Source organism: Pyrinomonas sp., assembly GCF_040289685.1.
Lineage (GTDB): Bacteria > Acidobacteriota > Blastocatellia > Pyrinomonadales > Pyrinomonadaceae > Pyrinomonas.
Map to the genome: position 1 here is coordinate 1 of NZ_PSLQ01000006.1, position 20,858 is coordinate 20,858.

A 20,858-nucleotide genomic window follows, 5' to 3' on the forward strand; every position below is an offset into this window, starting at 1 on the left:
CCCCGTCTGCGCGTGGAGGGAGCGTAAGACCCGGCATGGCTACGCTGTGCGGGGCAGCACCCGATGAAGCGCGAACCATCCCGGATCACCTCCGGGAATCCCCCGGCTGCGTGCCGTGGGGAGGATGTCAACTTGCGACGAAGAGTCATCCTATCGTCCGCCTCCAGCGAAGGCAAGAACAGCCACACCGGAAATTTGCTGCGCGCGCGTTGACTTGCAACCGACTCGCAGGTCAACCAAGCTCGCTTAGCCCAGCGGAGTTGCAATGCTGCGGCTCGCTCCAAGCGTGAAACGGCGGAAAAGCGCATCTCCTCGCGCCATCGCCGCGCCCGTTGGCACGTTACCTTTGGAGGGCCTCGTGATAAACAATTAAAAATAATGATTGACAATTTTAAATCGGGTCGTTATAGTTTTGGGCTGTCTGCGGGCGGCGAAGGTTGTCCGCAGCACACCCTGCGGTTTTGGGCTTCTGCCCGAGCCAAGGAAACTTGAACGACAAGGGCACACCTCGCGCGAGCGGGGGTCGCAAAACCTACGGGGGTCGGTCTTTCAGTGCCGACTTGGCTGGGTTGCCGAAGCGAGTTTGGCGTCGGTGCGCCGTGGAAGCCTTCTCAGTTCACCTTGCCCCAGTCATCTTCCCATCGGGCGTGAGCGCGCCACGCATACTCTCGAAGATGCAGATCACTTCAAGCTCTATCGAACACCCGTGCGGAGAAGCGCGATGAAGCCGTCGATCAAGCTCCGGTCGTTTCGACCTTCGCGGGCGCGGCGCGTGCGCGCTCGCCTGCGTCGTCGCCGGCGCGAGCAGAAGAACTCGCGTGCGGTCGCTTCAGCCTCCTCTTCATCCGAAATGTTGTCCGTTCGAGCCATACGAGGAGTGGATGACTCATGTTGAACTTGAAGAAGAGCATTGCGCGTAAAGGGATAGTCGGATTGGACATCGGATCGAGCGCGGTGAAGGCCGTGGAACTCGAGGGGCGTGCCGGGCAGGCCAGCTTGACTGGTCTCGGATATGAACAGTTGCCGCCCGACACCGTGGTTGATGGTCAGATCATGGAACTCAACGCCGTCTCGCAGGCGGTGGCTGAAGTCTTCAACGCGAACCAAATTCGCACGACGCGCGTTGCTGCCAACGTGTCAGGCAGCGCCGTCATCGTCAAGAACATCGTCGTGCCCAAGATGAGCGAAGAAGAGCTCGATGAATCCATCGACTGGCATGCTGAAGAGTACATCCCATTCGATATCAACGACGTCTGTCTTGACTATCAAGTGGTTGGCGCTGGAGCCGATTCGCTCTTCGTCTTGATGGCGGCCTGTAAACGCGACTACGTCGCGAACCGTCGCCAAGCCATTCAACTGGCGGGCAAAGAACCAATTATCATCGACGTCGATGCCTTTGCTTTACAGAATTGCTACGAATACAACTATCTACCCGGTCCCGATCAGACGGTCGCCCTGCTCAACATCGGTGCGGCGAACATGACGATCCAGATCGTGCGCGGCACGCGCAGCATGTTCACGCGCGATGCGAGCTTTGGCGGCAATCAGTACACGGCCGCGCTGCAACGCGATCTCGGCCTGACTTACGAGCAGGCCGAATCGGTCAAGCGCGGTGGTCCAGCACCGGACGGCGTTGATGAAAAGCAGATCGAAGCGATCTTCGCTCATGTCACCGATGCGCTCGCGCTCGAGGTGCAAAAGACCTTCGACTTCTATCGCGCGACCACGGACGAGAGCGAGCGGGTTGTGGAGAAGATCTACCTTGCTGGAGGCGGTTCCAAGCTTCGTGGGTTGGCCGAGAGTTTGGCGGAACGTCTGCATATCCCGGTCGAGCCGCTCGATCCGTTCCGCCGCGTTCGCGTCGACGCGCGCCGTTTCGATCCGGACTACATGCGCGAATTCTTCCCCGAGATGGTGGTCGCCGTCGGCCTAGCTTTGCGTGGAGTGGAGGGCTGAGATGATCAAGATCAACCTGTTGAATTCGGTGACGGACCGGCCGCGCGGTATCGAGGCCGTTCCGCAGCACATAACGAGGAAAGAGACGCAAAGTTACTTGCTGGTCGCCGTCGTCGGCGCGTTGCTCGCTTTGGGGTTGGTTTTCGATTACATCAGCGCGAACGCGCAGCGAAACGCAGCGCAAAGGGAACTAGAGCGACAGCAACAGATCGCCGCACAAATGGCCGCCATCAGAAAAGAGCAGGCGGAACTGGAACGGAAGATCAAGGAGACCGAAGCGCGCATTGAGGCCATTCGCAAGTTGCGCGCTTCGCAACAGGGGCCGGTCGCAGTGCTATCGGCGATCAACGAGCGGTTGCCGCTGATGAACACTTTCCGTCTCGAATCGATCGAGCAGAAGGGCGGAGAACTGATCATCCGTGGCGATTCGCCGAGCGAGACGTCCGTTACAGAGTTCGGGCGCAGCCTCGAGTTCTCCGGTGGTCTGTTCAGCAACGTCAACATCGAGACGCAGCGCAAGGCGTTGGAAGTGCCCGTTTCCACAAGCGCCGGCGACGGCAAAGTGATTCAAAAACCGGAGACGGTCACCTTCACGATCAAGTGTCAATACACGCCGCCGCAGACTTCCACCAACAAACAACAGAACCAACAATCTGCTGCTGGTCAGGTAGCGCAAAAGTAGAGGGAGGTGACGAATGAACCGGTTCAAAAAGATTCTCGAGCGCCCTGCGCACCAACAGCTCATCGTCTTCGGTTTGATGGCTTTGCTGATCTACGGCATGTTCTGGTACTTCGTCACCAGCGACATGCGTGCCGAGGCGGCCAATTTGCGCGAGCAAGCCGAACAGCTCCAGCGCCAGAACGCCGCCGCGCAGATCGCCATGCAGCACATCAATGAGTTTCGCGCCGCGTACGCGCGCGTGATGGCTGATTACGAAGACCTCAAGGCGTTGCTTCCCGAACAGCGTGAGTTGACTAACATCTTGGACGGGCTGTTGCGCAACGCGCGCGGGCGCTTGGTGGTGCGTCGGTTCACGCCCAAAGAGGACATCAATCAGGACTTCTATTCGGGCAAACCGATCGAGGTTGAAGTGTCGGGCAGCTACAACAGCTTGGGACAGTTTTTCGCCGACATGGCGACTTATCACCGCATCGTTTCGATCACCGATTTTCGCATTCTGTCGGCGCCCGAACAGGGTTCGGCGCGCACGATCGACGCGCAGTTTCTGCTGACCGCCTACTACGTGTCGCCTGAGCGGCTACAGCAAGCTGCTTCCACGTCGCAACCACCGCGCTCGGCGGCGCAACCGACGCCAACGGCGCGGTGAATCTTCCGCAGCGGGAGGGGAGGTTTCAAGATGAAGAACGATCTGCTCGTTTCGGCCCTGCTGGCGATCTGCTTGGCGGGGGGCTTCGTCGCGCAGGCGGCGGCCCAGCAGGCGAGTTCCGTTTATCGGTCCACTTCGCGCGACCCGTTCGCACGCTACAAGCCGCGGACGGTCGAACGTTTGACCAAACGCGCGCCCGTCGTTGTCGAACCACCAGCTTTGCAGAAGCGGATCGAAGATTACAAAGCGCGCAAATTGGCCGCAATCAACGCGCAGCAACCGGCACCGAAACCGACCACCGCTTTTCTGCTGAGCGAGCTGCAAGTGGTCGGCATCTTTCGCACTCCGCGCGGGTATGCTGCGATGGTCGAAGCGACTCCGATCAAGCTCACTTATGTCGTCTATCCGGGTGAACTCTTCTTCGATGGTCAATTGGTCGCCGTCGAGGAGAACCGCCTTGTTTTCCGCCGCGAGAAGCGGTGGAGCGATGGGCGGCGCGAAATGGTCGTCGAGACCAAGCCGCTGCGTCAACCCGATGCCGTCAGCGATTCGATGACGGCCAGTCGAAACTCTTCCGACGCCGGCGCGCCCACTAAGGAGAGCGAAGAGAAGTCGGAGAAAAGACAGCCGTCCTCGAAGCAATAGCGCTTGGTTCAGATGCCCGAAGTTGTTCGTCTAGATCAGAATCGATGAGCTCGCCTCGAACGCATGGCGTGCGGCATGCGCTCCGAATCAAAGGCGACGAGCGGTGAGAGCGCCTGATCCGCGTTCAATTGGCGAGTTCGACGATCGTCGCTGGAAGGATGAAACAAATGAACGAGAATCTCACTGCTTTTCGCTCCGCAAAAGGTCCGCTCGTCCTTTTGCTGATTTTCGCCTTGGTTCTCTCCGTCGGCGCGCAGACGCCCCAGCGCGGCACGCCATCGAGCGCGGTGCCGCAATCGCAAGGGCAGCGCTACGGTCAACCTGGATTCGTCGGCGAGTCGATCAACCTGAATGTCGTCAACGCCGACATTCGCGACATCTTGAACTACATCACCGAGCAGTACGGGGTCAACTTCGTCATCGATAAGTCGGTCGGCCAAGTCCCCGTGACGGTCAACGTCACCGATGTGCCGTGGAACGTAGCGCTCGACGCTATTTTGCGTGCCAATCGTTTGGGCATCGAAGTGAACGGCAACATCCTGCGCGTCGCCACGCAGGAGACGCTGGCTGCCGAAGCGGCGACCCAAGAGAAGATCCGCGAAGCGCAGCTCGATGCAGCACCGTTGGTCACCGAATTCATCCGCTTGAACTACGCGCGCGCTGTTGGCACGCTCGGGCAGGCCGGCGCCGCGGGCGGCTTCGTCGGCGGCAGCGTCGCCGGCACATCCTTCAGCGGCGCCGGCGGTGCCGATCAAGGCATCTTGCCGATCGTCCAGCGTCGGCTATCGCGGCGCGGCAGCATCGAGGTCGATGGCCGCAGCAACACGTTGATCGTCACCGATGTCAAGGAGAACATCGGGGCGATCCGCCAATTGGTCTCTTTGTTGGACCAGCCCGAGCCGCAAGTTGAGATCGAGACGCGCATCGTCATCGCCAGCCGCAACTTCAGCCGTGACCTCGGCGTGCAGTTGGCCGCCGTCGCGCTCAATAATTCGCGCGGCGGAGGCGGATCGTTCAGCACGCTGCCATCTCAAATCGGCAATCAAGGCGGCGGTGGTGGTGGCGGCGGCAGCCAAAATCAGACGGGCAAAGCGCAATTGAATCCCTTTGGCATTCCGAGCGGCGTCGGGCAGCCGCCCTTGAATTCGCTCGGCGCCCTTGGTGCCAGCACGGTTATCGGTTTGACGACCGGCATCATCGGCACGGCACAGATCACCGCGTTGCTGACCGCCGCCGAACAGAAGGGGCAAGCGAAGATCATCGCGACGCCGCGCGTCACCACGCTCAACAACCGTCCGGCGCAGATCGAATCGGGCGCGCAGATTCCGGTTGTCACGCCGCAGGGCGGTGGCGCCATCGGCGGCGCGTTGGTCTTTACGACGACTTTCGTTTCGGTTCCGCTACGTCTATCCGTCACCCCGCAGATCACCGACGCGGGCACGGTCGTCTTGCGCATCGTCGCCGAAAAGAACAGCGTCAACTTGACTTTCACCAACGCCACGGGCACGCCCGGCATCGACACGCAACGGATGCAGACGGAGGTGCTCGTCCCCGATGGTGGGACCACCGTGGTTGGCGGCGTGCTCGACGATACGGAGACGGAGAATCAATCGCGCACGCCGGGGCTATCGAGCATCCCCGTGCTCGGCAACCTCTTCAAGCGACGCGCGACGACGCGCACCACCAACGAGATACTCTTCTTCATCACGCCGCGGATCTACCGTCCAGATTACCAGGGACGCCCGACAGCGGTGCAGCCTTCCACGGGCACGCGGACCATTTCCATCCCGCAACCCGTACCGCTTGGCAATCCACCGACCAATACGCCTGTTCCGCCTTCAGCGCCGAGCGTGCCAGCGCCTACTGTCCCGCAGTTCGTCTTGCCGGTGCCGGTTGCGCCCTCGGAGGCGCAGCCTACAGCGCGTCCCGCTTCAGGAGGGACGGCGCGACCGTAGCGATGTGGATCGGTGCGGACCGGCTACGCGGCGCCGAGTCGGTCCGCACCAACGCTTGAACGAGATCCCTAATCGGAGTGAGCGACCGTGTTCAGACGAAAACTCAACGAGATCATCGAACGAACGGATGGAGCGGTGGCCGCCATCATCATGGGAACCGATGGCATCGAAGTCGAAAAGGTCATGCGCCTCGAAGGCCAAGACCTCAACTTGGATGTCGCCGCCGCCACCTTCACCTCGCTCGTCCGCAACGCGCAGAAGAACGGCAAGGAGATCGGACTCGGCGAACTGCGCGAACAAGTGCTCCTCTTTGATCGAGCGTGGATCATCATTCGCCTGATGAGCCGCGACTACTTCGTCATGTTGGCCTTGCTTCCCGGCGGCAGCTTGGGGCGCGGGCGGTTCGAACTGCGCAAAACGGAACTTGAGCTGGCTCATGAGTTCGCGCTGTGAAAGCGAAAAAGTTGCGCGCCGAAGCGTCCGCCAAAGCTCCTCCGGCGGACGCTTCGCTTTTGGGAACCTGAGAAGGTCAGCGAGGATTCAAACGTTGATTGAATTTCCGTTTGCTTGAAGACCTCAAGTTGTCTGAGAAGGTCAGCGAAAATTCAAACGCCGAGGCTCGCCGCGGACCCGGTCACTTTTTTGAGGGACTTGGGAAGGTCAGCGAAAGCAAGCGGATTGTGAAGAGCGTCGGGCACTCGAACTCGCGCCGGATGCCTTGTGGAAACAGCGGCGAGTCGTTGTTACCTAAAGTTACAGTGAAAGCGAAGCCGAACTCTCAGTCTGATCGAAAAGACGGGTGAAAACGGGCTTTTGGCGCGTGTGGAACGTTTTTTGCTCATCATCACGCCGCAACGCCCGCACGGGCGTTCGTTCACACAGGAGCGGGATCGTGAAGGGAAGAGTCTGTCACATGGATGACGCGCGCGGGTTGTCGGTGATCGAGCTGCTGGTGGTGATCGCGGTCATCGCGATCATCAGCGTGATCGCGTTGCCGCAAATCAGTTCGGCGCGGCGGCAACTTCGCTTCGGCGGCGTGGCGCGCGAAGTCATGACGCAACTTCGCTACGCGCGACAGCAAGCGATGTCCACCCGCCAAGCACACACTTTCCGTTACGACGATCAGACCAAGCAGATCACCATCATCAACAACGGTGAGGTGGGCGTCGGCAACACCAGTCCGGATCGCATCGTGCGCACGGTGTCGCTGGCAGTAGCCGGTTTGAGTGCGAGCGAGATCATCTACGGCGCTTTACCCAACGCCCCAACAACGCTGCCTGATGGCACCAGCTTCACGCCGCTCGCAAGCGGCCGCGTCGAAATCATCTTCCAGCCGGACGGCTCCGTCGTCAACAGCGCGCAACTCCCGATAAACTACGCGCTTTTCTTCTACGATCAGGGCTACCCGACATATACGGCGACGGCCATCTCTGTTTTGGGGGCAGCGGGCAGAGTCAAGATCTGGAGGTTCGACCCGAATGCGAACGCCTACAAAGAATAGATTCCGCGTTGACGAACGAGCGCAAAGCGAAGCTGGTTTCACGTTGATGGAGACGGTGGTGGCGATGGCCATCTTGCTGATCGGCTTGATCAGCGTCGCCGCCGCCATCACCTACGCCCTGGTGGCCAACAACATGAGCCGAAACGTCACGACGGGGAAGCTCATGATCACGAGCATGCTCGAACAGGTCGAAACCTTGCGCAATACTAGACAATTGACCTTCGGCCAGATCGCCAACGTCGGACAGGTCGATAACACCGGGGCCTTGATCAATTTCGCCGGTTTCCCGGCCGATTTTCGCCCCGTCTCGATCAACCCCGGCCCCGACGGCATCTACGGGACGCTCGACGATCCGACGGACCCTAACGGAATCGTCCCGAACTACTTTCGGCGCATCCAGATCACGCCGCTCAGCTCGAACTTGAAGAGGGTACAGGTGACGCTGCGCTTTCCGGGAAACAACGGGCAGATGCAAGAGCTGACCGGAACGAGCTACTTAAACAACGACGCGCGCAGCAACTTCCGCCGCTAAAGCGACGCACAACCTGCCTGAAGGCAGAACTCGATCGAGATCGTTTTTCGATGGGAGCCGATGATGAAGAAGATAGGTGAAGCGAAAAGGTTCGGCGAAGCAGAGAGCTGGGAGCGCGCTCGTGCGCGAGAAGCTGGCTTTTCGATCATCGAGTTGATGGTGGCGCTCGCCGTGCTGCTCATCATCATCGTGCCGATCTTCGCCCTGCTGCGCGATGCCTTGCGCACGAACACCACCGCTTTCGAGATGGCCGACGCACAGCAGAATATGCGCACGGCGCAGGAGTATATCACGCGCGATCTCATCGTCGCCGGCGACGGGTTGAAGACCATCAATAACATCATGCTCCCTGAAAACTTCGTCCGCCAATATCTGGTGCGCAATACGTCGCTGCTCGCGCGGTCCCCAGTCAACAGAAGCAACTCGCCTTCTGTCGTTATCCCAATCATCACGCCGGATAGCGCCTCTTCCTCGCCGACGAATCCCGTCGGATTACTCCCCGGCACGGATCGAATCACGATCCTTTCGATCGACCCCGCCTTCACGCCCGTCTCTCTTCCCACCGGAGCGATCGTGCCTTCGGGAGCCAACGTCAGCATCTCGACGGCAGACGTCGGACGCTTTCAGATCGGCGAGATCTATATGATCTCATCGGGCTACGGCGCAACTTTCGGCGCGATAACGAACATTAGTCCTGGTTCCCAACCCAATCTCATATTTTCGAGCAGCGATCCTTACAACCTGAACGACCCGGGCAACGGCGGTTCGCTCGCCTACGTCGCCTATGGCCCGTCGGGTCCGGGACGCGGGGCCGCTTCCGCGCCGGCGACCTTGATGCGCATGCGCATGATCAATTACTTCGTCAACGATCGTGGTCAACTCATCCGTAGAGTCTTCGGCGTCCCGCGCGGAGCAGCAACCGATAGCGGCTTCGGTTATGCCGACAGCATCATCGCCGAAAACGTCACGACCTTGCAGTTCCGCTACCAACTCAATTTGACCGATGGCAACGGTCAAATACGGCAGCCCACCCCTCAACCGCTGGGCACAACGACGCCGAGCGAGCAGGGTGCGATCAGACAGGTCGAGACGACCGTCAGCGCGCGCACGCAACGTCTCGTACCGATCGGCAACGGTCTGCGCCCGGAAGCCCGATCGACCTCGTGGACCAGCGTGCGCAACCTGCAGTTCCGCGAGGCGCTGCAGCCTTGATGAATTCCGCGTTCAAGAGGTGGCTCATGAGACAAGATCAGTACCCATTGAAGCGAGACGACGAACGTGGCGCGGCGCTCGCGACCGCGCGCATCACCTTGCCAGCGCAAGATCCCTACCCTTTGAAGCGTGATGACGAACGCGGCGCGGCGCTCGTCACCGCACTCATCATCTTGGCATTGTTGGCGGCCATTTCCGTCTCCGTGCTGGCCGTGGTATCGAGCGAAGCGAACATCGCCGGCAGCGATCTGCAACGAACGCAGACCTTCTATGCGGCGGCTGCCGGAATCGAAAAGATGACCAATGATTTCAGCGCGCTCTTCTCGCTGAAATTGCAGCCTACCGACAGCGATCTGGTACAGATCGCCAATTCCCCGCCACCGGAATTGGCCGCGGAAGGCTTCTCCTTCACGCAGCAGTTGACGCTCGACAACGTCGCGCTGGCGGCGATGAGAGCCAGCTCGCAACAGCGCTGTCCAAATAGTCAATGGCCTTGCGTGACGATCGACAGCGGCCCCTTCGCCGGACTCTACGCCGCCGTCACACCGTATAAGCTCTCCTCGACGGCGACGATGGTTCGTACGGGCGTGCAAGTCAGGCTCGAACGCGAGATGAACAACTACCTCATCCCCCTCTTCCAGTTCGGCATGTTTAGCGACAGCGATCTCGAGCTTCACCCGGGGCCGCCCTTCACCTTCAACGGTCGCGTTCACGCTAACGGGAACATATATCTGACGGGCGACGTCACCTTCCTCTCCAAAGTGACGACGGCCAACGAGGTCGTGCGCGACGTGATGCGCAACGGAAGGTTCTTGGCCGGTTCCAGCAATGGCGGCAACGTCCGCTGGAGGATCGGTTCGTTCACCGTTCCGTTGACCATGGGGAGCGTTCAAATGGGACCGAATCTCCCCGGTGCGCAACCCGGCGGGCGTGGATACTTCCCGGGTTCGCCCGATGGAACCGTCAATCCTAACTGGGAGACCGTCTCGACCGCACCGCCTGATGGCAGCGCGAATAAATTGGGCGGACAACTGCTGACGCGCACGACCGGCGCCGCCCCGTTGCGTCTTCCGGTCGAACTCGGTGGGAGTCCGACGCGCGAGATCATCAAACGGCGCCTTCCGACCGACAACGAGATTCTCGGTCCATCCCGGTATCATAACAAGGCGGTGGTCAGGATTCTGGTTGACGACGAAAACGTCACAGGCGATGCGGCGGCCATCCCGTCAGGGCGCGGCGTCAACCTCTCGCAGTTCGATCCCCTCCCGCTCGATGGCGGACGCGCGCTCGCCCGCGTCCGTGATGACGGCACGTATGACCCGAACGACCTCAGCTTTTGCGTTCAACAAGAGAACGGTGGAAGCAGAAAGTGCGCTGACACCGTGCGCGGAGTCAAGGCGACGGCCGTTGATCCGGATGGCTCTTCCGGCCCCCGCCCGATCATCCCGCCTGGAGCGGGGCTTAGCGGCCGCATCCTGATCGAAATCGTCGACGCGCAAGGAAACGCGCGCGATGTCACGCGCGAGATCTTGAGCCTCGGCGTGACCGAAGGCGAACCGAACGGCATCGTCTATTTGCAACGCCCTTTGTGGGCCGCTTTCATGCAAGGAAGCCGCGACCGCGATGGTCGGAAAATGAGCCTGGTCGATCTGTTCGATATCAGATACTGTCGTTGGGCGGTCGACGGAGAGTTGAAACCGAACAACAGCACCGCGATCTCTACCGCGGCCTTGGACAGCAACGCCGGATACCTACGCGCGGCCAGTACCTTGAGCAACGGCTATCCGGCCAACCTCGATGACGATGCTCCCAACGACCCAAACGTCTCCACCACTAACCCGGTTCGTGGCGATACGCCTTGTCCGAGCGGCCCGTGTTGGAACACCATCGTGCCCATACAGGTTTACAACGTGCGCGAGGCATGGATCAATGAAAACCTCAACCGTTTCACCATCTATGAGCGCGGGTTGACGAGCGTCATCGAAATCAACATGCGCAATCTCGCGCGCTGGTTAGATGGCGTTTACGACAACAACCTCCTGCGCGGAACGCAGGCCGTAAGCTCCAATATCAACGGTGCCGATGGCTACGTCGTCTACATCTCCGACCGGCGCGGCGACCGTGTGCGCACGGAGATTCTGCCATCCGGACAGCAGATCACGATGACCAATGGCATCGTCGATAACGAGGATGTATACGGCCCCAATAACATGCTCGATCCGGGCGAAGACGTGATCGACGCTGGCGCTGATGCAAACGGTCAACCCAAACAGGGGACGTTGCAGAAGGATGTAAATGAAATGCCGGACCTCAGCGGCCCCGGCTTCCCGAACTGGAGTTTAGCCAGCAACGCGACGCTCAGCGATCGTCTCGGACGTGCCGTCGGCGTCGAAGGCGGAAACGGATTTCAGGTCAGGTACTTTCGTCGTGGCGTGCGCCTGTTCAACGGCGAAAACTTGATGATCTCGGGAGCCGCGAACAAACTCTCGAACACCAAAGGCATCACCATCGCTTCCGAAAACATGGTCTACGTCTGGGGAAATTACAACACGACGGGCGTCAACTGCCAGCCCTCCAACGGAGCGACCCTGAACGATCCGTCGCAACAGTGTTACTACTTGGGCAACCAAGTTCCCGCCTCGATCGTCTGTGACGCCATCTTCCCGATTTCAAAAACGTGGTTCGACGCCTCGAGCGCCCTCTTCCCCGAAGGCGGCACCCGCCGTCAAGCCGATGCCAACTCCAGCTCGATCATGGACAGAACCTCTGTTCGCGCGGGCATCATCGCAGGCAATAACCTGCCGGCACTGGGCGGCGCGCCGGATCAAAAGACGCAAAACGGCACGGATAACGAATCGCGCCTTGTCGGCGGCATGCACAACTTCCCACGCTTTCTCGAAGTCTGGAATTATCAATGGAACTTCGTCGGCTCGCTGATCCCGCTTTACCGTTCAACGCAAGCGCTCGGTCCATATCACGCCGACTCGACGATCTACTTGCCACCGATTCGTAACTGGGCCTTCGATACAACGTTCAACAACCCGTCGCGCTTGCCCCCCGGCACGCCATCGTTCCAGTTCATTCAACCGACCGGTTTCAGGCAGGTGATCGCGGGCTGAAAAACGCACGCCGAAGTGATCCGGGGCAGGAATGAAGGCGACGGCGCGCGCGAGTGACATCTAAAACTTGCGCCGCCCGCGTTCCTGCCCCCATCTTCGTCTGTGCGCCGCGCACGTTCTTTGCCGCGCGCCCGCTTTGCCCTTTTGGGGTGATTGAGACGCCTCCTTCGACAGCGACGCTGAGGCGCTGGTTTCGAACCGCACAGGGCATAGAAGACCGGGCTGTTCGGCCTCTTACTTCGTCGGCAGCTTCACGTTCGACATGTAGCGCAGGATGATGCGTTGACGACGGGCCACGCGGCGCGGATTCTTCTGTGGGTTGAAGACGGTCAATGGATTAGGGATGATCGCGGCGAGAAAGGCGGCTTCGCGCGGCGCCAGATCGGCGGCGCTCTTTTTGAAGTAGAATCGCGCGGCAGCTTCCGCACCGTATATCCCGTCGCCCCACTCGATCACGTTCAGATAAAGTTCCAGAATGCGCCGCTTCGTAAGCTCACGCTCGAGCAGAATCGTGATCAAAGCCTCGCGCGCCTTGCGCAAGAAAGAGCGTTCAGTTGAAAGGAAGAGGTTTTTCGCCAGTTGCTGCGTGATGGTCGAAGCGCCGCGTTTGAAGGTCGGCAGCGGCGGAATCCAATCGTTCGGGTCCGCGTTGCCCTCAGCGCGCGCCTCTCGTTCCGCTTCGTGCTGCGCTTCTTCCCACGCGCGACGAATCGCTTCGTAATCGAAGCCGTTGTGCGTCGCGAAGTTGTGGTCCTCTCCAGCGATCACGGCGCGTTGCAGATGGACCGAAATGCGGTCCAGCGGGACCCATTGCTGGATCCTCTTTGGCTCTTCGCCTCGTGCATGCGCTTCGCGCGCGCGCTGCTCGATGAGCGCTGTCGTTTGCGGATTGTGGTCGCGCAGTTGATAAACCCAATAAGCGTAGATTGCCGTTTCGGCGACGATCCACAGAATCGCCGCCAACGTCGTCCAAAGCAAGATGCGTCCGATCTTCCTCATGTTCACGTTATCAGCGACGGAAATCGTGATCGAGGGTCTCCGGTGCAGCCATCGAGCTGAATCCTTCGACCACGAACCACTCGAAAGCATAGGGGCTTGACACCGACGACCACAACCCGTAACACGCGTCGTTGCCGAGTTGAGCTGCGAAAGCAGCGGCGTTCAGCGACCACAACCCCTAGGGGCTAAACCCCAACCTCTTGTGGTTTGCGGCAAGCGATGCGCGCATCGGGTATCGGGTGGGGCTAACCCTCCACCTCCTTGTGATTCGCGCCACCTTTCTTCGCAAGGTGACGCCGCGACGACGTCGAGCGGGCGCTGCCGGTCCAGCTTGACTAATTCAGCGACGAGAGCCTCGATGCCTTCCGGCGCGATCGCTGCTGGTTGCCGGTCCAGCTTGACTGATTCAGCCGCCTCTTTCTCCGTAACCCATCGCTGCGACCACTAGCTCACTCTTCTGGTGCCACCTTCTCGCTTGCGTGCGCTTGCGAAGCGTGCGGATCGCGAATAGCGCAGCGTTCGCTTGCTCGTTTGTGCCACCTTCTCGCTCACGTGCGTCTCGTCTTGCGCTGCTCTTGCGCTTTCGATCTGGTGAGTTGCGGCAACGCCTTCGCGTTTCTCGCGCTGACTCCTCAAGTTCATGAAGCCACATCGTCGGTCGGCGCTGGCGGTTGAATTCGCTCCGCCATGTCGCTTCCGATAGCAAAAAGTCACGTTCGCAGCGCATCCGTGGTCTCTTGCCCCTTTTCAATCGGCGATGGGGCGAAGATCGCGCGCACGGCGCGAATTGTATGGCAGTGGATCTCCACCGTGTCGTTCAGGTCAGCGGCGTACCCTCCGGCCATCACCGTGACAACGGGAATGGCGCGGCGGCGGCATTCATCCAGCACCAATTCGTCTCTGGCGCGCAGTCCGGCGATGGAAAGAGCGAGGCGTCCGAGGCGGTCGCCTTCATACGGATCGGCTCCGGCGAGATAGAAGACGATCTCTGGCTCATGCGCGAAGACCGCCGGCAAATGGTCACGCAGTGCGGCGAGGTAATCGGCATCGCGCACGCCATCGGCGAGGGCAACGTCGAGCGACGAGCGCGCTTTGAAGAGCGGATAGTTCTTCGCCCCATGCATGGAGAAAGTGAAGACGCGCGGGTCTTCGGCGAAGATGGTCGCCGTACCGTTGCCTTGATGCACGTCCAGATCGATGATGGCGGCGCGTTCGATCGCGCCTTCGCGTTGCAACACGCGAATGGCGATGGCCACGTCGTTCATCACGCAGAAGCCTTCGCCGCGATCAGCGAAAGCGTGATGCGTGCCACCTGCGAGGTTCGATGCGACACCATGCTGGCGCGCCCAGCGGGCTGCCGCCAGCGTCCCGCCGGCGGCGAAAAACGAGCGGCGCACGAGCGCTTTGGACCACGGAAGGCCGAGCCTTCTGAGTTCGCGTTCGGTGAGCGTCCCGGCGCGAAGGCGCGTGATGTAATCCGTGGTGTGGACCAGAAGCGCCTCTTCGACGCGGATGGGACGCGATTCGGCGATTCCGTCAGCGTGCAAAGTCCCTTCACAAAGCAAGCGTTCGCGAACGAGCGCGAACTTGCGCATCGGAAAGACGTGGTTTTCGCCGATGTCGGCGTAGTAACGAGGGTTGTACCAAACGCGCATCGGCGAGAATTTTACACGTCTCGCTCGGCGCGCGTCATCTTTGCGCCTTGCCTGCGCTCACGGGTCAGGATTTATAATCGGGACGAACGCTCAAGCCGAGCAGTGAAGCGACGAAACTCCCTCTTGGCACTGGAGCAGCGGAATTCATTCGAGGAGAGTAGAAAATCATGACGGAAAAGACGGAAGCCGTGATCATCAGCGCGGTGCGCACGCCGACGGGAAAGTTCTTGGGTGCGCTCAAGGATTTCTCTGCCACTGATCTCGGGGCGATGGTCGTGCGCGAAGCGGTACGGCGTGCGAGCATCAAGCCCGAAGAGGTCGATGAGGTCATCATGGGATGCGTCATCCAAGCCGGATTGGGCCAGAATCCGGCGCGTCAAGCGGCGCTCAAAGGAGGGCTGCCGCATACGGTTTCTGCCCTGACGGTCAACAAGGTCTGCGGTTCGGGGTTGAAGGCCGTCATGCTCGCCGCGCAGAGCGTCAAGCTGCGAGATGCAGAAGTGATCGTCGCCGGCGGCATGGAATCGATGTCGAACGCGCCCTACTTGTTGCCGAAAGCGCGCGAAGGCTATCGCATGGGGCACGGCACGCTCGTCGATGCGATGATTCATGATGGATTGTGGTGTGCGTTCGAGAACTATCACATGGGCAACACGGGCGAAGTAGTCGCTGAGTTGTACCAGATCAGCCGGCAAGAACAGGACGAGTACGCGCTCAATTCGCATCGCAAGGCGATTGCCGCGATCAAAGCTGGCAAGTTCAAAGAAGAGATCCTGCCCATTGAAATCCCACAGAAGAAGGGCGCGCCCATCATCGTCGATACGGATGAGCCGGTGCGCGAAGACACCTCGCTTGAAGCGCTCGGCAGGTTGAAGCCGGCCTTCAAAGAGGGCGGAACGGTGACGGCTGGCAATGCCCCTGGTGTCAACGACGGCGCGTCGGCTTTGGTCGTCGCTTCGCTCGAACGCGCACAAGCGCTCGGCGTAGAGCCGATGGCCAGAATCGTCGCCTATGCCGCTTCGGGGGTCGAACCGAAGATGGTCATGATGGCTCCCGTGGAAGCGATTCGGCGCGTGCTGCAGAAGACCGGCTGGGCGACGAGCGAAGTCGATCTGTTCGAGATCAACGAAGCCTTTTCAGTGCAACTCGTCGCCATCATGCGCGAGTTGAAATTGGACCCGGCGCGCGTCAACGTCAACGGCGGAGCGGTGGCGCTCGGTCATGCCATCGGTAACTCCGGCGCGCGCGTGCTCACCACGCTTCTGTACGAGATGAGACGTCGCAGCGCGCGACGCGGCATCGCGGCGCTCTGTTTGGGCGGCGGCAATGCCGTGGCGATGGCGGTGGAACGGTGAGACGGTTCTCCCCGGCTGCGGATCGAGTTCAGGTGAAGTTTTTCGATAAACTGAAGCGTCGCGCTGCTTTTCCGACGGCCTTTGCCGAGGGAGCGCAAAGGCCTGACGACGAAGTGCGCGGCGCTTTTTCCATCGCAGATAATCTCCTTGCGAAGCGTTTCGGCGCGAGAGCTTTGCGTTGGAGAGGAAACCGAGGCGCGCGATCCGGTTGGCGAAAGTTCTGCCTGAAGTGGATCTTTGTGGCCTCTCGACAGCGCGTCCGCTTTGGCAGGCGTTTCGTCGCTTGAAAGGTTTGGCAGATGTCCGATCTTGATCCGATAAAGACACCGGTGTTGCTCGTCGTCGATGACGATGAGAGCGTTCGGCGAGTCTTGGAATTCCAGCTTGCAGAGTGCGGTCATCGTGTGCTGACGGCAGCGGAAGCCACCAGCGCGCTCGATCTGCTCATCGTCGAAAAGGTCGATTGTGTGATTACGGATCTGCGAATGCCCGGGCTATCGGGTCTGGAGCTGCTGCGTCGCGTGCGTGCTATCAGCGACGAAGTGCCGGTGATCGTCATTACGGCTTACGGCGACGTCGAAACGGCGGTGGAGGCGATGCGCGCTGGCGCCTTCGACTTCATCACCAAACCTTTCAATCGCGAGCAGATCCGCTTGACCGTCGAGAAAGCGCTCGCCTACGGGCGAATGGCTGCGGAGTTGGATCGGTTGCGACGACTCGTTCACGAACGGTTCAAGTTGGAGAACGTCGTCGGCGATGCGCCTCGCATGCGACGCGTCTTCGATCTGGTCGAGCGCGTTGCGCGGTCGGACGTGACCGTGCTTCTGACGGGCGAATCGGGCACCGGCAAAGAACTCATCGCGCGCGGGATCCACTTTGCCAGCGCGCGCCGCCGCGGTCCGTTCATCGCCGTCAATTGCGCCGCCATCCCTGAGACGCTCGTCGAATCAGAGCTTTTCGGCCATCGGCGCGGCGCCTTCACGGGAGCCACACGCGATGTCAAAGGCAAATTCGAAGAGGCTTCCGGCGGCACGCTCTTTCTCGATGAAGTGAGCGCTATGCCGCTCAGCGTGCAGGGCAAGTTGCTGCGCGCTTTGCAAGAGCACGAAATAGTTCGTTTAGGCGAAAGCGCGCCGCGCAAAATAGACGTGCGAATCATCGCCGCGACCAACAGAGACCTTTCGACGATGATCGCCGACGGCGCGTTTCGCGAAGACCTTTACTATCGACTCGCCGTCGTGCCGATTGAACTCCCGCCGCTGCGTGAGCGGCGAGAAGACATCCCCGTGCTCGTCGAGCACTTCTTGCGCCGCGCGTGCGAGCGGCACGGGCGCCCGTCATTGCGCGTGGAGAAAGAGGTCTTCGTCGCCTTCAACGCTTATGCTTGGCCGGGCAACGTGCGCGAACTGGAGAACACGGTGGAACGCATGGTCGTGCTGGCACGTGGCGACGTGCTTTCGCTCGAAGACGTGCCCGAGCAGATTCGACGCCCATTGCACAATGCTTCGAACGTCTTAGTGCAATTGCCGCCCGACGGCATTTCGCTCGAAGCGGTCGAACGCGAGATCATTCGCCAAGCTCTTCTGATGCATGGTGGAAACCAAACGCGCGCGGCGCGTTACCTAGGGATCACGCGCAGCGCGCTCATCTATCGCATGCAAAAATATGGCTTGGCGGAAGAATCGGCAGAGAGCGAAGCGGCGCAAACCGGTGAAAGACTGCGGTGATGCATCGTTGTTGCCGCTCGTGTGCTAGCGGTAAAATCCCTCGCATAGGAGGCCGACGCCAGCGAGCTGGCACCAGAAGACTCGGAAAGATGATGTGAGCATGAGCTATTTCATCTGCTCTCGCGAAGAGCGAGGCTCGATAGCGCCGAAGATTTGTGCTGAATGAGAATCAAAAACTCGACCGCGACTTACATCGCAGGCGTGACAGTTGCGACGCTTTCGATCACGGCGTTGCATCTGGCAACGCCGCTCGACCGGATCGTCCTCCATCAAGTCTATCAGCGCCTTTACTACATCCCGATCATCGCCGCGGCGGTGAAGTTCGGCCTGCGCGGCGGACTTTTGGCGGCGCTCTTCGCCAGCGTCGCTTACATCCCGCACGTCCTCATCCACTGGCAGCATAGCAATCCCGACTACGCCCTCAACCAGTACGCTGAAATCGTCCTCTTCAACGTGGTTGGCATCGTCACGGGCGCGCTCGGCGACCGAAGTCGGACGGCGCGCGCGCGCGCCGAACAGACCGCAGCCGAACTGCAACGCGCCTACGCCGAATTGAGGCGGACCTTTGAACAGCTTCTGCGCGCCGACAGATTGATCTCGCTCGGCGAACTTTCCGCCGCCATCGTGCACGAAGTGCGCAATCCGCTCGGCGCGATCAAAGGCGCGGTCGAGATCATGGAAGATGGCATTCCGGCGGATAGTCCGCGCCGGGAGTTCGCGACGATCGCCAAGCGCGAGATAGATCGCCTTGACCGATTGGTCGAAGAGTTCTTGCGTTTCGCGCGTTCGCCAAAACCGACCGTTGAGCGGATGGATTTGAACGAATTGATCGAAACGGTGGCGTCGCTCATCGAACGGCAAGCGGCGACCCAAGGCGTCGAGGTGACGAAGGAGCTTGCGTCGCCGCGGGCGACGGTGCTTGCCGATGCCGCGCAAATCCGCCAAGCGCTCTTGAACCTATGCTTGAACTCGCTGCAGGCGATGCCCACCGGCGGGCGATTGACGATTCGCACGCGTCCGGACGGAGAAAAAGGGATCGCCATCGAGATCGAAGACGAGGGCGGCGGCATCGATCCCAAGATCGGCGCGCGCATCTTCGATCCGTTCTTTACGACCAAAGAGCGCGGGCTTGGTCTCGGCCTCTCCATCGCTTGCAAAATCGCCATCGAACATGGCGGCACGCTCAACTTCAGAAACGGCGAGAAGGGAGCCGTTTTCCGCTTGACGTTGCCCGCGAGCGCATGAAGGGCGATCGGAGCGGTTGACGCACAACTTGCCGCGGGCGAGGATCAACGGCTGACGCGCGTCAGCAGTTCGCGCCAATCGGCCGATTCTTCTCGCCCGGGTTTACGTTTGCTGAAGGCCAAAAGGATCTGCTCGCCGCGCGCGTTGTAAAGCTCCATGCTCGTCACGATGCCATCGGCAGTGGGTTTGCGAACGATCCAACAAGAGGCGATCAGATCTCCGCGGACATGGAGGTTGAAGTCTGGATCGAGCACATTGACCCAATGGTTGACGATGCGGACGTTTTCGATCGGACCGGAATGTATCTGGATGACGCCGGGATTGCCGACGAAGATCATGATCGCCGTTCGCTGTTGAGCCGCTTCCTGCAAGAGGCGAGGGAAGCTGCCGATTGAAACTCGTTGCGCCCAATCCGAACCGGCGAGGCGCAGCGCTTGCAAGCGCGTGACGCCGAAATCGCGCGTCAAACGGAAGAACTCGTGCGTGTCGCGCATCTGCGACCATGCGCGGCGCAACCCTTCAACATCTATTTCGTCATCGGATCGCTCTGGCGGCGAAGCGATGGGTGGTGAGACGATCTGCACGGGCGATTGATCTTCGCTCCTATAGCGCGCGACCACTTCGGCAAACGCCGCGCGGTCGCTCTCTTCCGTCAGAAAAATTTTGTGAATCGCCGTTCCGTCGCGGTCGAAGAATTGAAGGCTGCGTCGCGACCCGTCGTTGATGGCAAAGCCGCTGTGCCAATGCGAGAGGAAAAGGCGCAGGTCGATCCCTTCGTCGAGCACTTGCCCCATGACCGGGCGGTCCGGTTCGCGAAAGATCTCCACCGGATGGTAACGGCCCTTGCGTTCGCTGACCGCTTCTTCGTTGCGCGTCAAGGCCATGACGCGCCCTAACGCGCTTAGCTCGCCGAGCAGCGTTCCCCAATCTGCCTCCAGACGCACCACCGATCCGCCGCATTCAGAAGCGACGAGTTCGGCTTCGGTGACGCCGAGCGCACGCGCTGCGTCGCGCGCGCGCAGCTTCGGATTGCTCTGGCGCAACTGTTGCCACTTGCGTTTGAGTTCGAGCGAAGATGTCGGCGATTGAGTGCGGTTGAGCATTTTTCATCTACCTCCGATCGAAAACGTTGGCGCCCTCATCGGCGCAAGCGCATGGCGCGATGAACGGGGCGCGAAGTCCGGGATGCGCGATCGTGATGGCTTCAACGCCGAAAACGCGACGGATGATCTCCAGTGTGAGCGCCTCGTAAGCTGGTCCAGACGCGATCCTCTCTCCGGCAGACAGGACGATGATGCGATCGGCGTGTTGCGCCGCCAAGTTCAGATCGTGCAGCACGGTGACGACGCCGACGCCGCGGCGGGCGAAAAGACGGGCGATGCGCATGGTCGCTTGTTGGTGCGCGAGATCGAGGCTCGATGTCGGTTCGTCGAGCAAGAGATAGCGCGGCGCGGAGCCTTCCCAAATTTGGGCGAGGACGCGGGCCAGTTGCACCCGCTGACGTTCGCCGCCCGAAAGCGTCGTGTAGCGCCTGTCGGCCAGATGCGCCGCTTCGACGAGTTCGAGCGCCGCCTGAGCGATCTTCAGATCGCGCCGGGCGCTTCGCGCGTGCGGCAGGCGTCCCATCAG

Annotated in this window: 18 protein-coding genes and 1 riboswitch; of the genes, 13 read left to right on the plus strand and 5 right to left on the minus strand. The window is 60.5% G+C overall.

The features are described 5' to 3' along the window. The first annotated feature begins 490 nt into the window (after window positions 1-490). Window positions 491-577: riboswitch (cyclic di-GMP riboswitch) on the plus strand. 116 nt (window positions 578-693) lie between these two features. Further along, window positions 694-870, minus strand: a complete 177-nt coding sequence (locus C4334_RS02605; protein WP_352430523.1) for a hypothetical protein — start codon at window positions 868-870, stop codon at window positions 694-696. Window positions 871-888: 18 nt separating this feature from the next. Here C4334_RS02605 and pilM point away from each other — a divergent pair, with 18 nt between their 5' ends. From pilM to C4334_RS02655, 10 genes are all read left to right on the plus strand, one after another. Beyond that, window positions 889-1,956 (plus strand): type IV pilus assembly protein PilM, encoded by a 1,068-nt coding sequence (gene pilM / locus C4334_RS02610; RefSeq protein ID WP_352430524.1) that lies wholly within the window; start codon window positions 889-891, stop codon window positions 1,954-1,956. A gap of 1 nt (window position 1,957) precedes the next feature. After that, the gene (locus C4334_RS02615) at window positions 1,958-2,638 is read left to right on the plus strand and encodes a PilN domain-containing protein (protein WP_352430525.1); all 681 of its coding nucleotides are present in this window, start codon (window positions 1,958-1,960) and stop codon (window positions 2,636-2,638) included. Window positions 2,639-2,651: 13 nt separating this feature from the next. Further along, the gene (locus C4334_RS02620) at window positions 2,652-3,284 is read left to right on the plus strand and encodes a type IV pilus inner membrane component PilO (protein ID WP_352430526.1); all 633 of its coding nucleotides are present in this window, start codon (window positions 2,652-2,654) and stop codon (window positions 3,282-3,284) included. 30 nt (window positions 3,285-3,314) lie between these two features. Then, entirely contained in the window at window positions 3,315-3,929 is a 615-nt protein-coding gene (locus C4334_RS02625) for a hypothetical protein (RefSeq protein WP_352430527.1), read from the plus strand. A 167-nt stretch (window positions 3,930-4,096) separates the two neighbouring features. Next, the gene (gene pilQ / locus C4334_RS02630; protein ID WP_352430528.1) at window positions 4,097-5,884 is read left to right on the plus strand and encodes a type IV pilus secretin PilQ; all 1,788 of its coding nucleotides are present in this window, start codon (window positions 4,097-4,099) and stop codon (window positions 5,882-5,884) included. Window positions 5,885-5,971: 87 nt separating this feature from the next. Continuing rightward, window positions 5,972-6,337, plus strand: coding sequence for a roadblock/LC7 domain-containing protein (locus C4334_RS02635; RefSeq protein WP_352430529.1), 366 nt, complete (start codon window positions 5,972-5,974; stop codon window positions 6,335-6,337). 439 nt (window positions 6,338-6,776) lie between these two features. Further along, a complete protein-coding gene (locus C4334_RS02640) occupies window positions 6,777-7,385 on the plus strand; it encodes a GspH/FimT family pseudopilin (RefSeq protein ID WP_352430530.1) in 609 nt (202 codons plus the stop codon). Further along, entirely contained in the window at window positions 7,363-7,917 is a 555-nt protein-coding gene (locus C4334_RS02645; protein WP_352430531.1) for a type IV pilus modification PilV family protein, read from the plus strand. Before C4334_RS02640 ends, C4334_RS02645 begins: the two co-directional genes overlap by 23 nt. Window positions 7,918-7,977: 60 nt before the next feature. Continuing rightward, window positions 7,978-9,129, plus strand: coding sequence for a PilW family protein (locus C4334_RS02650; protein ID WP_352430532.1), 1,152 nt, complete (start codon window positions 7,978-7,980; stop codon window positions 9,127-9,129). A gap of 26 nt (window positions 9,130-9,155) precedes the next feature. Beyond that, window positions 9,156-12,248 (plus strand): hypothetical protein, encoded by a 3,093-nt coding sequence (locus tag C4334_RS02655; protein ID WP_352430533.1) that lies wholly within the window; start codon window positions 9,156-9,158, stop codon window positions 12,246-12,248. Between the two features lie 234 nt (window positions 12,249-12,482). Here C4334_RS02655 and C4334_RS02660 read toward each other — a convergent pair whose 3' ends face one another. Further along, window positions 12,483-13,247 (minus strand): transglycosylase domain-containing protein, encoded by a 765-nt coding sequence (locus C4334_RS02660; protein WP_352430534.1) that lies wholly within the window; start codon window positions 13,245-13,247, stop codon window positions 12,483-12,485. 710 nt (window positions 13,248-13,957) lie between these two features. Further along, complete coding sequence (locus C4334_RS02665; protein WP_352430535.1) at window positions 13,958-14,902, minus strand: histone deacetylase family protein; 945 nt, start codon at window positions 14,900-14,902, stop codon at window positions 13,958-13,960. A 167-nt stretch (window positions 14,903-15,069) separates the two neighbouring features. On the opposite strand from C4334_RS02665, the gene C4334_RS02670 reads away from it, so the two are divergent. The 3 genes from C4334_RS02670 to C4334_RS02680 all read left to right on the plus strand — a co-directional run bounded on the left by C4334_RS02670 (window position 15,070) and on the right by C4334_RS02680 (window position 19,229). Continuing rightward, window positions 15,070-16,257 (plus strand): acetyl-CoA C-acetyltransferase, encoded by a 1,188-nt coding sequence (locus tag C4334_RS02670; protein ID WP_352430536.1) that lies wholly within the window; start codon window positions 15,070-15,072, stop codon window positions 16,255-16,257. A 299-nt stretch (window positions 16,258-16,556) separates the two neighbouring features. Next, window positions 16,557-17,984 (plus strand): sigma-54-dependent transcriptional regulator, encoded by a 1,428-nt coding sequence (locus C4334_RS02675; RefSeq protein ID WP_352430537.1) that lies wholly within the window; start codon window positions 16,557-16,559, stop codon window positions 17,982-17,984. A 162-nt stretch (window positions 17,985-18,146) separates the two neighbouring features. Then, window positions 18,147-19,229: a sensor histidine kinase gene (locus tag C4334_RS02680; RefSeq protein WP_352430538.1), complete on the plus strand. Its 1,083-nt coding sequence runs from the start codon at window positions 18,147-18,149 to the stop codon at window positions 19,227-19,229. A 44-nt stretch (window positions 19,230-19,273) separates the two neighbouring features. Here the strand turns inward: C4334_RS02680 and C4334_RS02685 are convergent, their stop codons facing one another. Together C4334_RS02685 and C4334_RS02690 are read right to left on the minus strand one after the other, a co-directional pair. Further along, a complete protein-coding gene (locus C4334_RS02685) occupies window positions 19,274-20,332 on the minus strand; it encodes a hemin-degrading factor (RefSeq protein ID WP_352430539.1) in 1,059 nt (352 codons plus the stop codon). Window positions 20,333-20,339: 7 nt separating this feature from the next. Continuing rightward, window positions 20,340-20,858 (minus strand): ATP-binding cassette domain-containing protein (locus C4334_RS02690; protein WP_352430540.1); only part of this gene is annotated, 519 nt, incomplete at its 5' end.

Coding starts and splice junctions, on each gene's coding strand:
- C4334_RS02605 (WP_352430523.1), bottom strand. CDS start 870: ATGGCTCGAACGGACAACATTTCGGATGAAGAGGAGGCTGAAGCGACC.
- pilM (WP_352430524.1), top strand. CDS start 889: ATGTTGAACTTGAAGAAGAGCATTGCGCGTAAAGGGATAGTCGGATTG.
- C4334_RS02615 (WP_352430525.1), top strand. CDS start 1,958: ATGATCAAGATCAACCTGTTGAATTCGGTGACGGACCGGCCGCGCGGT.
- C4334_RS02620 (WP_352430526.1), top strand. CDS start 2,652: ATGAACCGGTTCAAAAAGATTCTCGAGCGCCCTGCGCACCAACAGCTC.
- C4334_RS02625 (WP_352430527.1), top strand. CDS start 3,315: ATGAAGAACGATCTGCTCGTTTCGGCCCTGCTGGCGATCTGCTTGGCG.
- pilQ (WP_352430528.1), top strand. CDS start 4,097: ATGAACGAGAATCTCACTGCTTTTCGCTCCGCAAAAGGTCCGCTCGTC.
- C4334_RS02645 (WP_352430531.1), top strand. CDS start 7,363: ATGCGAACGCCTACAAAGAATAGATTCCGCGTTGACGAACGAGCGCAA.
- C4334_RS02650 (WP_352430532.1), top strand. CDS start 7,978: ATGATGAAGAAGATAGGTGAAGCGAAAAGGTTCGGCGAAGCAGAGAGC.
- C4334_RS02655 (WP_352430533.1), top strand. CDS start 9,156: ATGAGACAAGATCAGTACCCATTGAAGCGAGACGACGAACGTGGCGCG.
- C4334_RS02660 (WP_352430534.1), bottom strand. CDS start 13,247: ATGAGGAAGATCGGACGCATCTTGCTTTGGACGACGTTGGCGGCGATT.
- C4334_RS02665 (WP_352430535.1), bottom strand. CDS start 14,902: ATGCGCGTTTGGTACAACCCTCGTTACTACGCCGACATCGGCGAAAAC.
- C4334_RS02670 (WP_352430536.1), top strand. CDS start 15,070: ATGACGGAAAAGACGGAAGCCGTGATCATCAGCGCGGTGCGCACGCCG.
- C4334_RS02675 (WP_352430537.1), top strand. CDS start 16,557: ATGTCCGATCTTGATCCGATAAAGACACCGGTGTTGCTCGTCGTCGAT.
- C4334_RS02680 (WP_352430538.1), top strand. CDS start 18,147: ATGAGAATCAAAAACTCGACCGCGACTTACATCGCAGGCGTGACAGTT.
- C4334_RS02685 (WP_352430539.1), bottom strand. CDS start 20,332: ATGCTCAACCGCACTCAATCGCCGACATCTTCGCTCGAACTCAAACGC.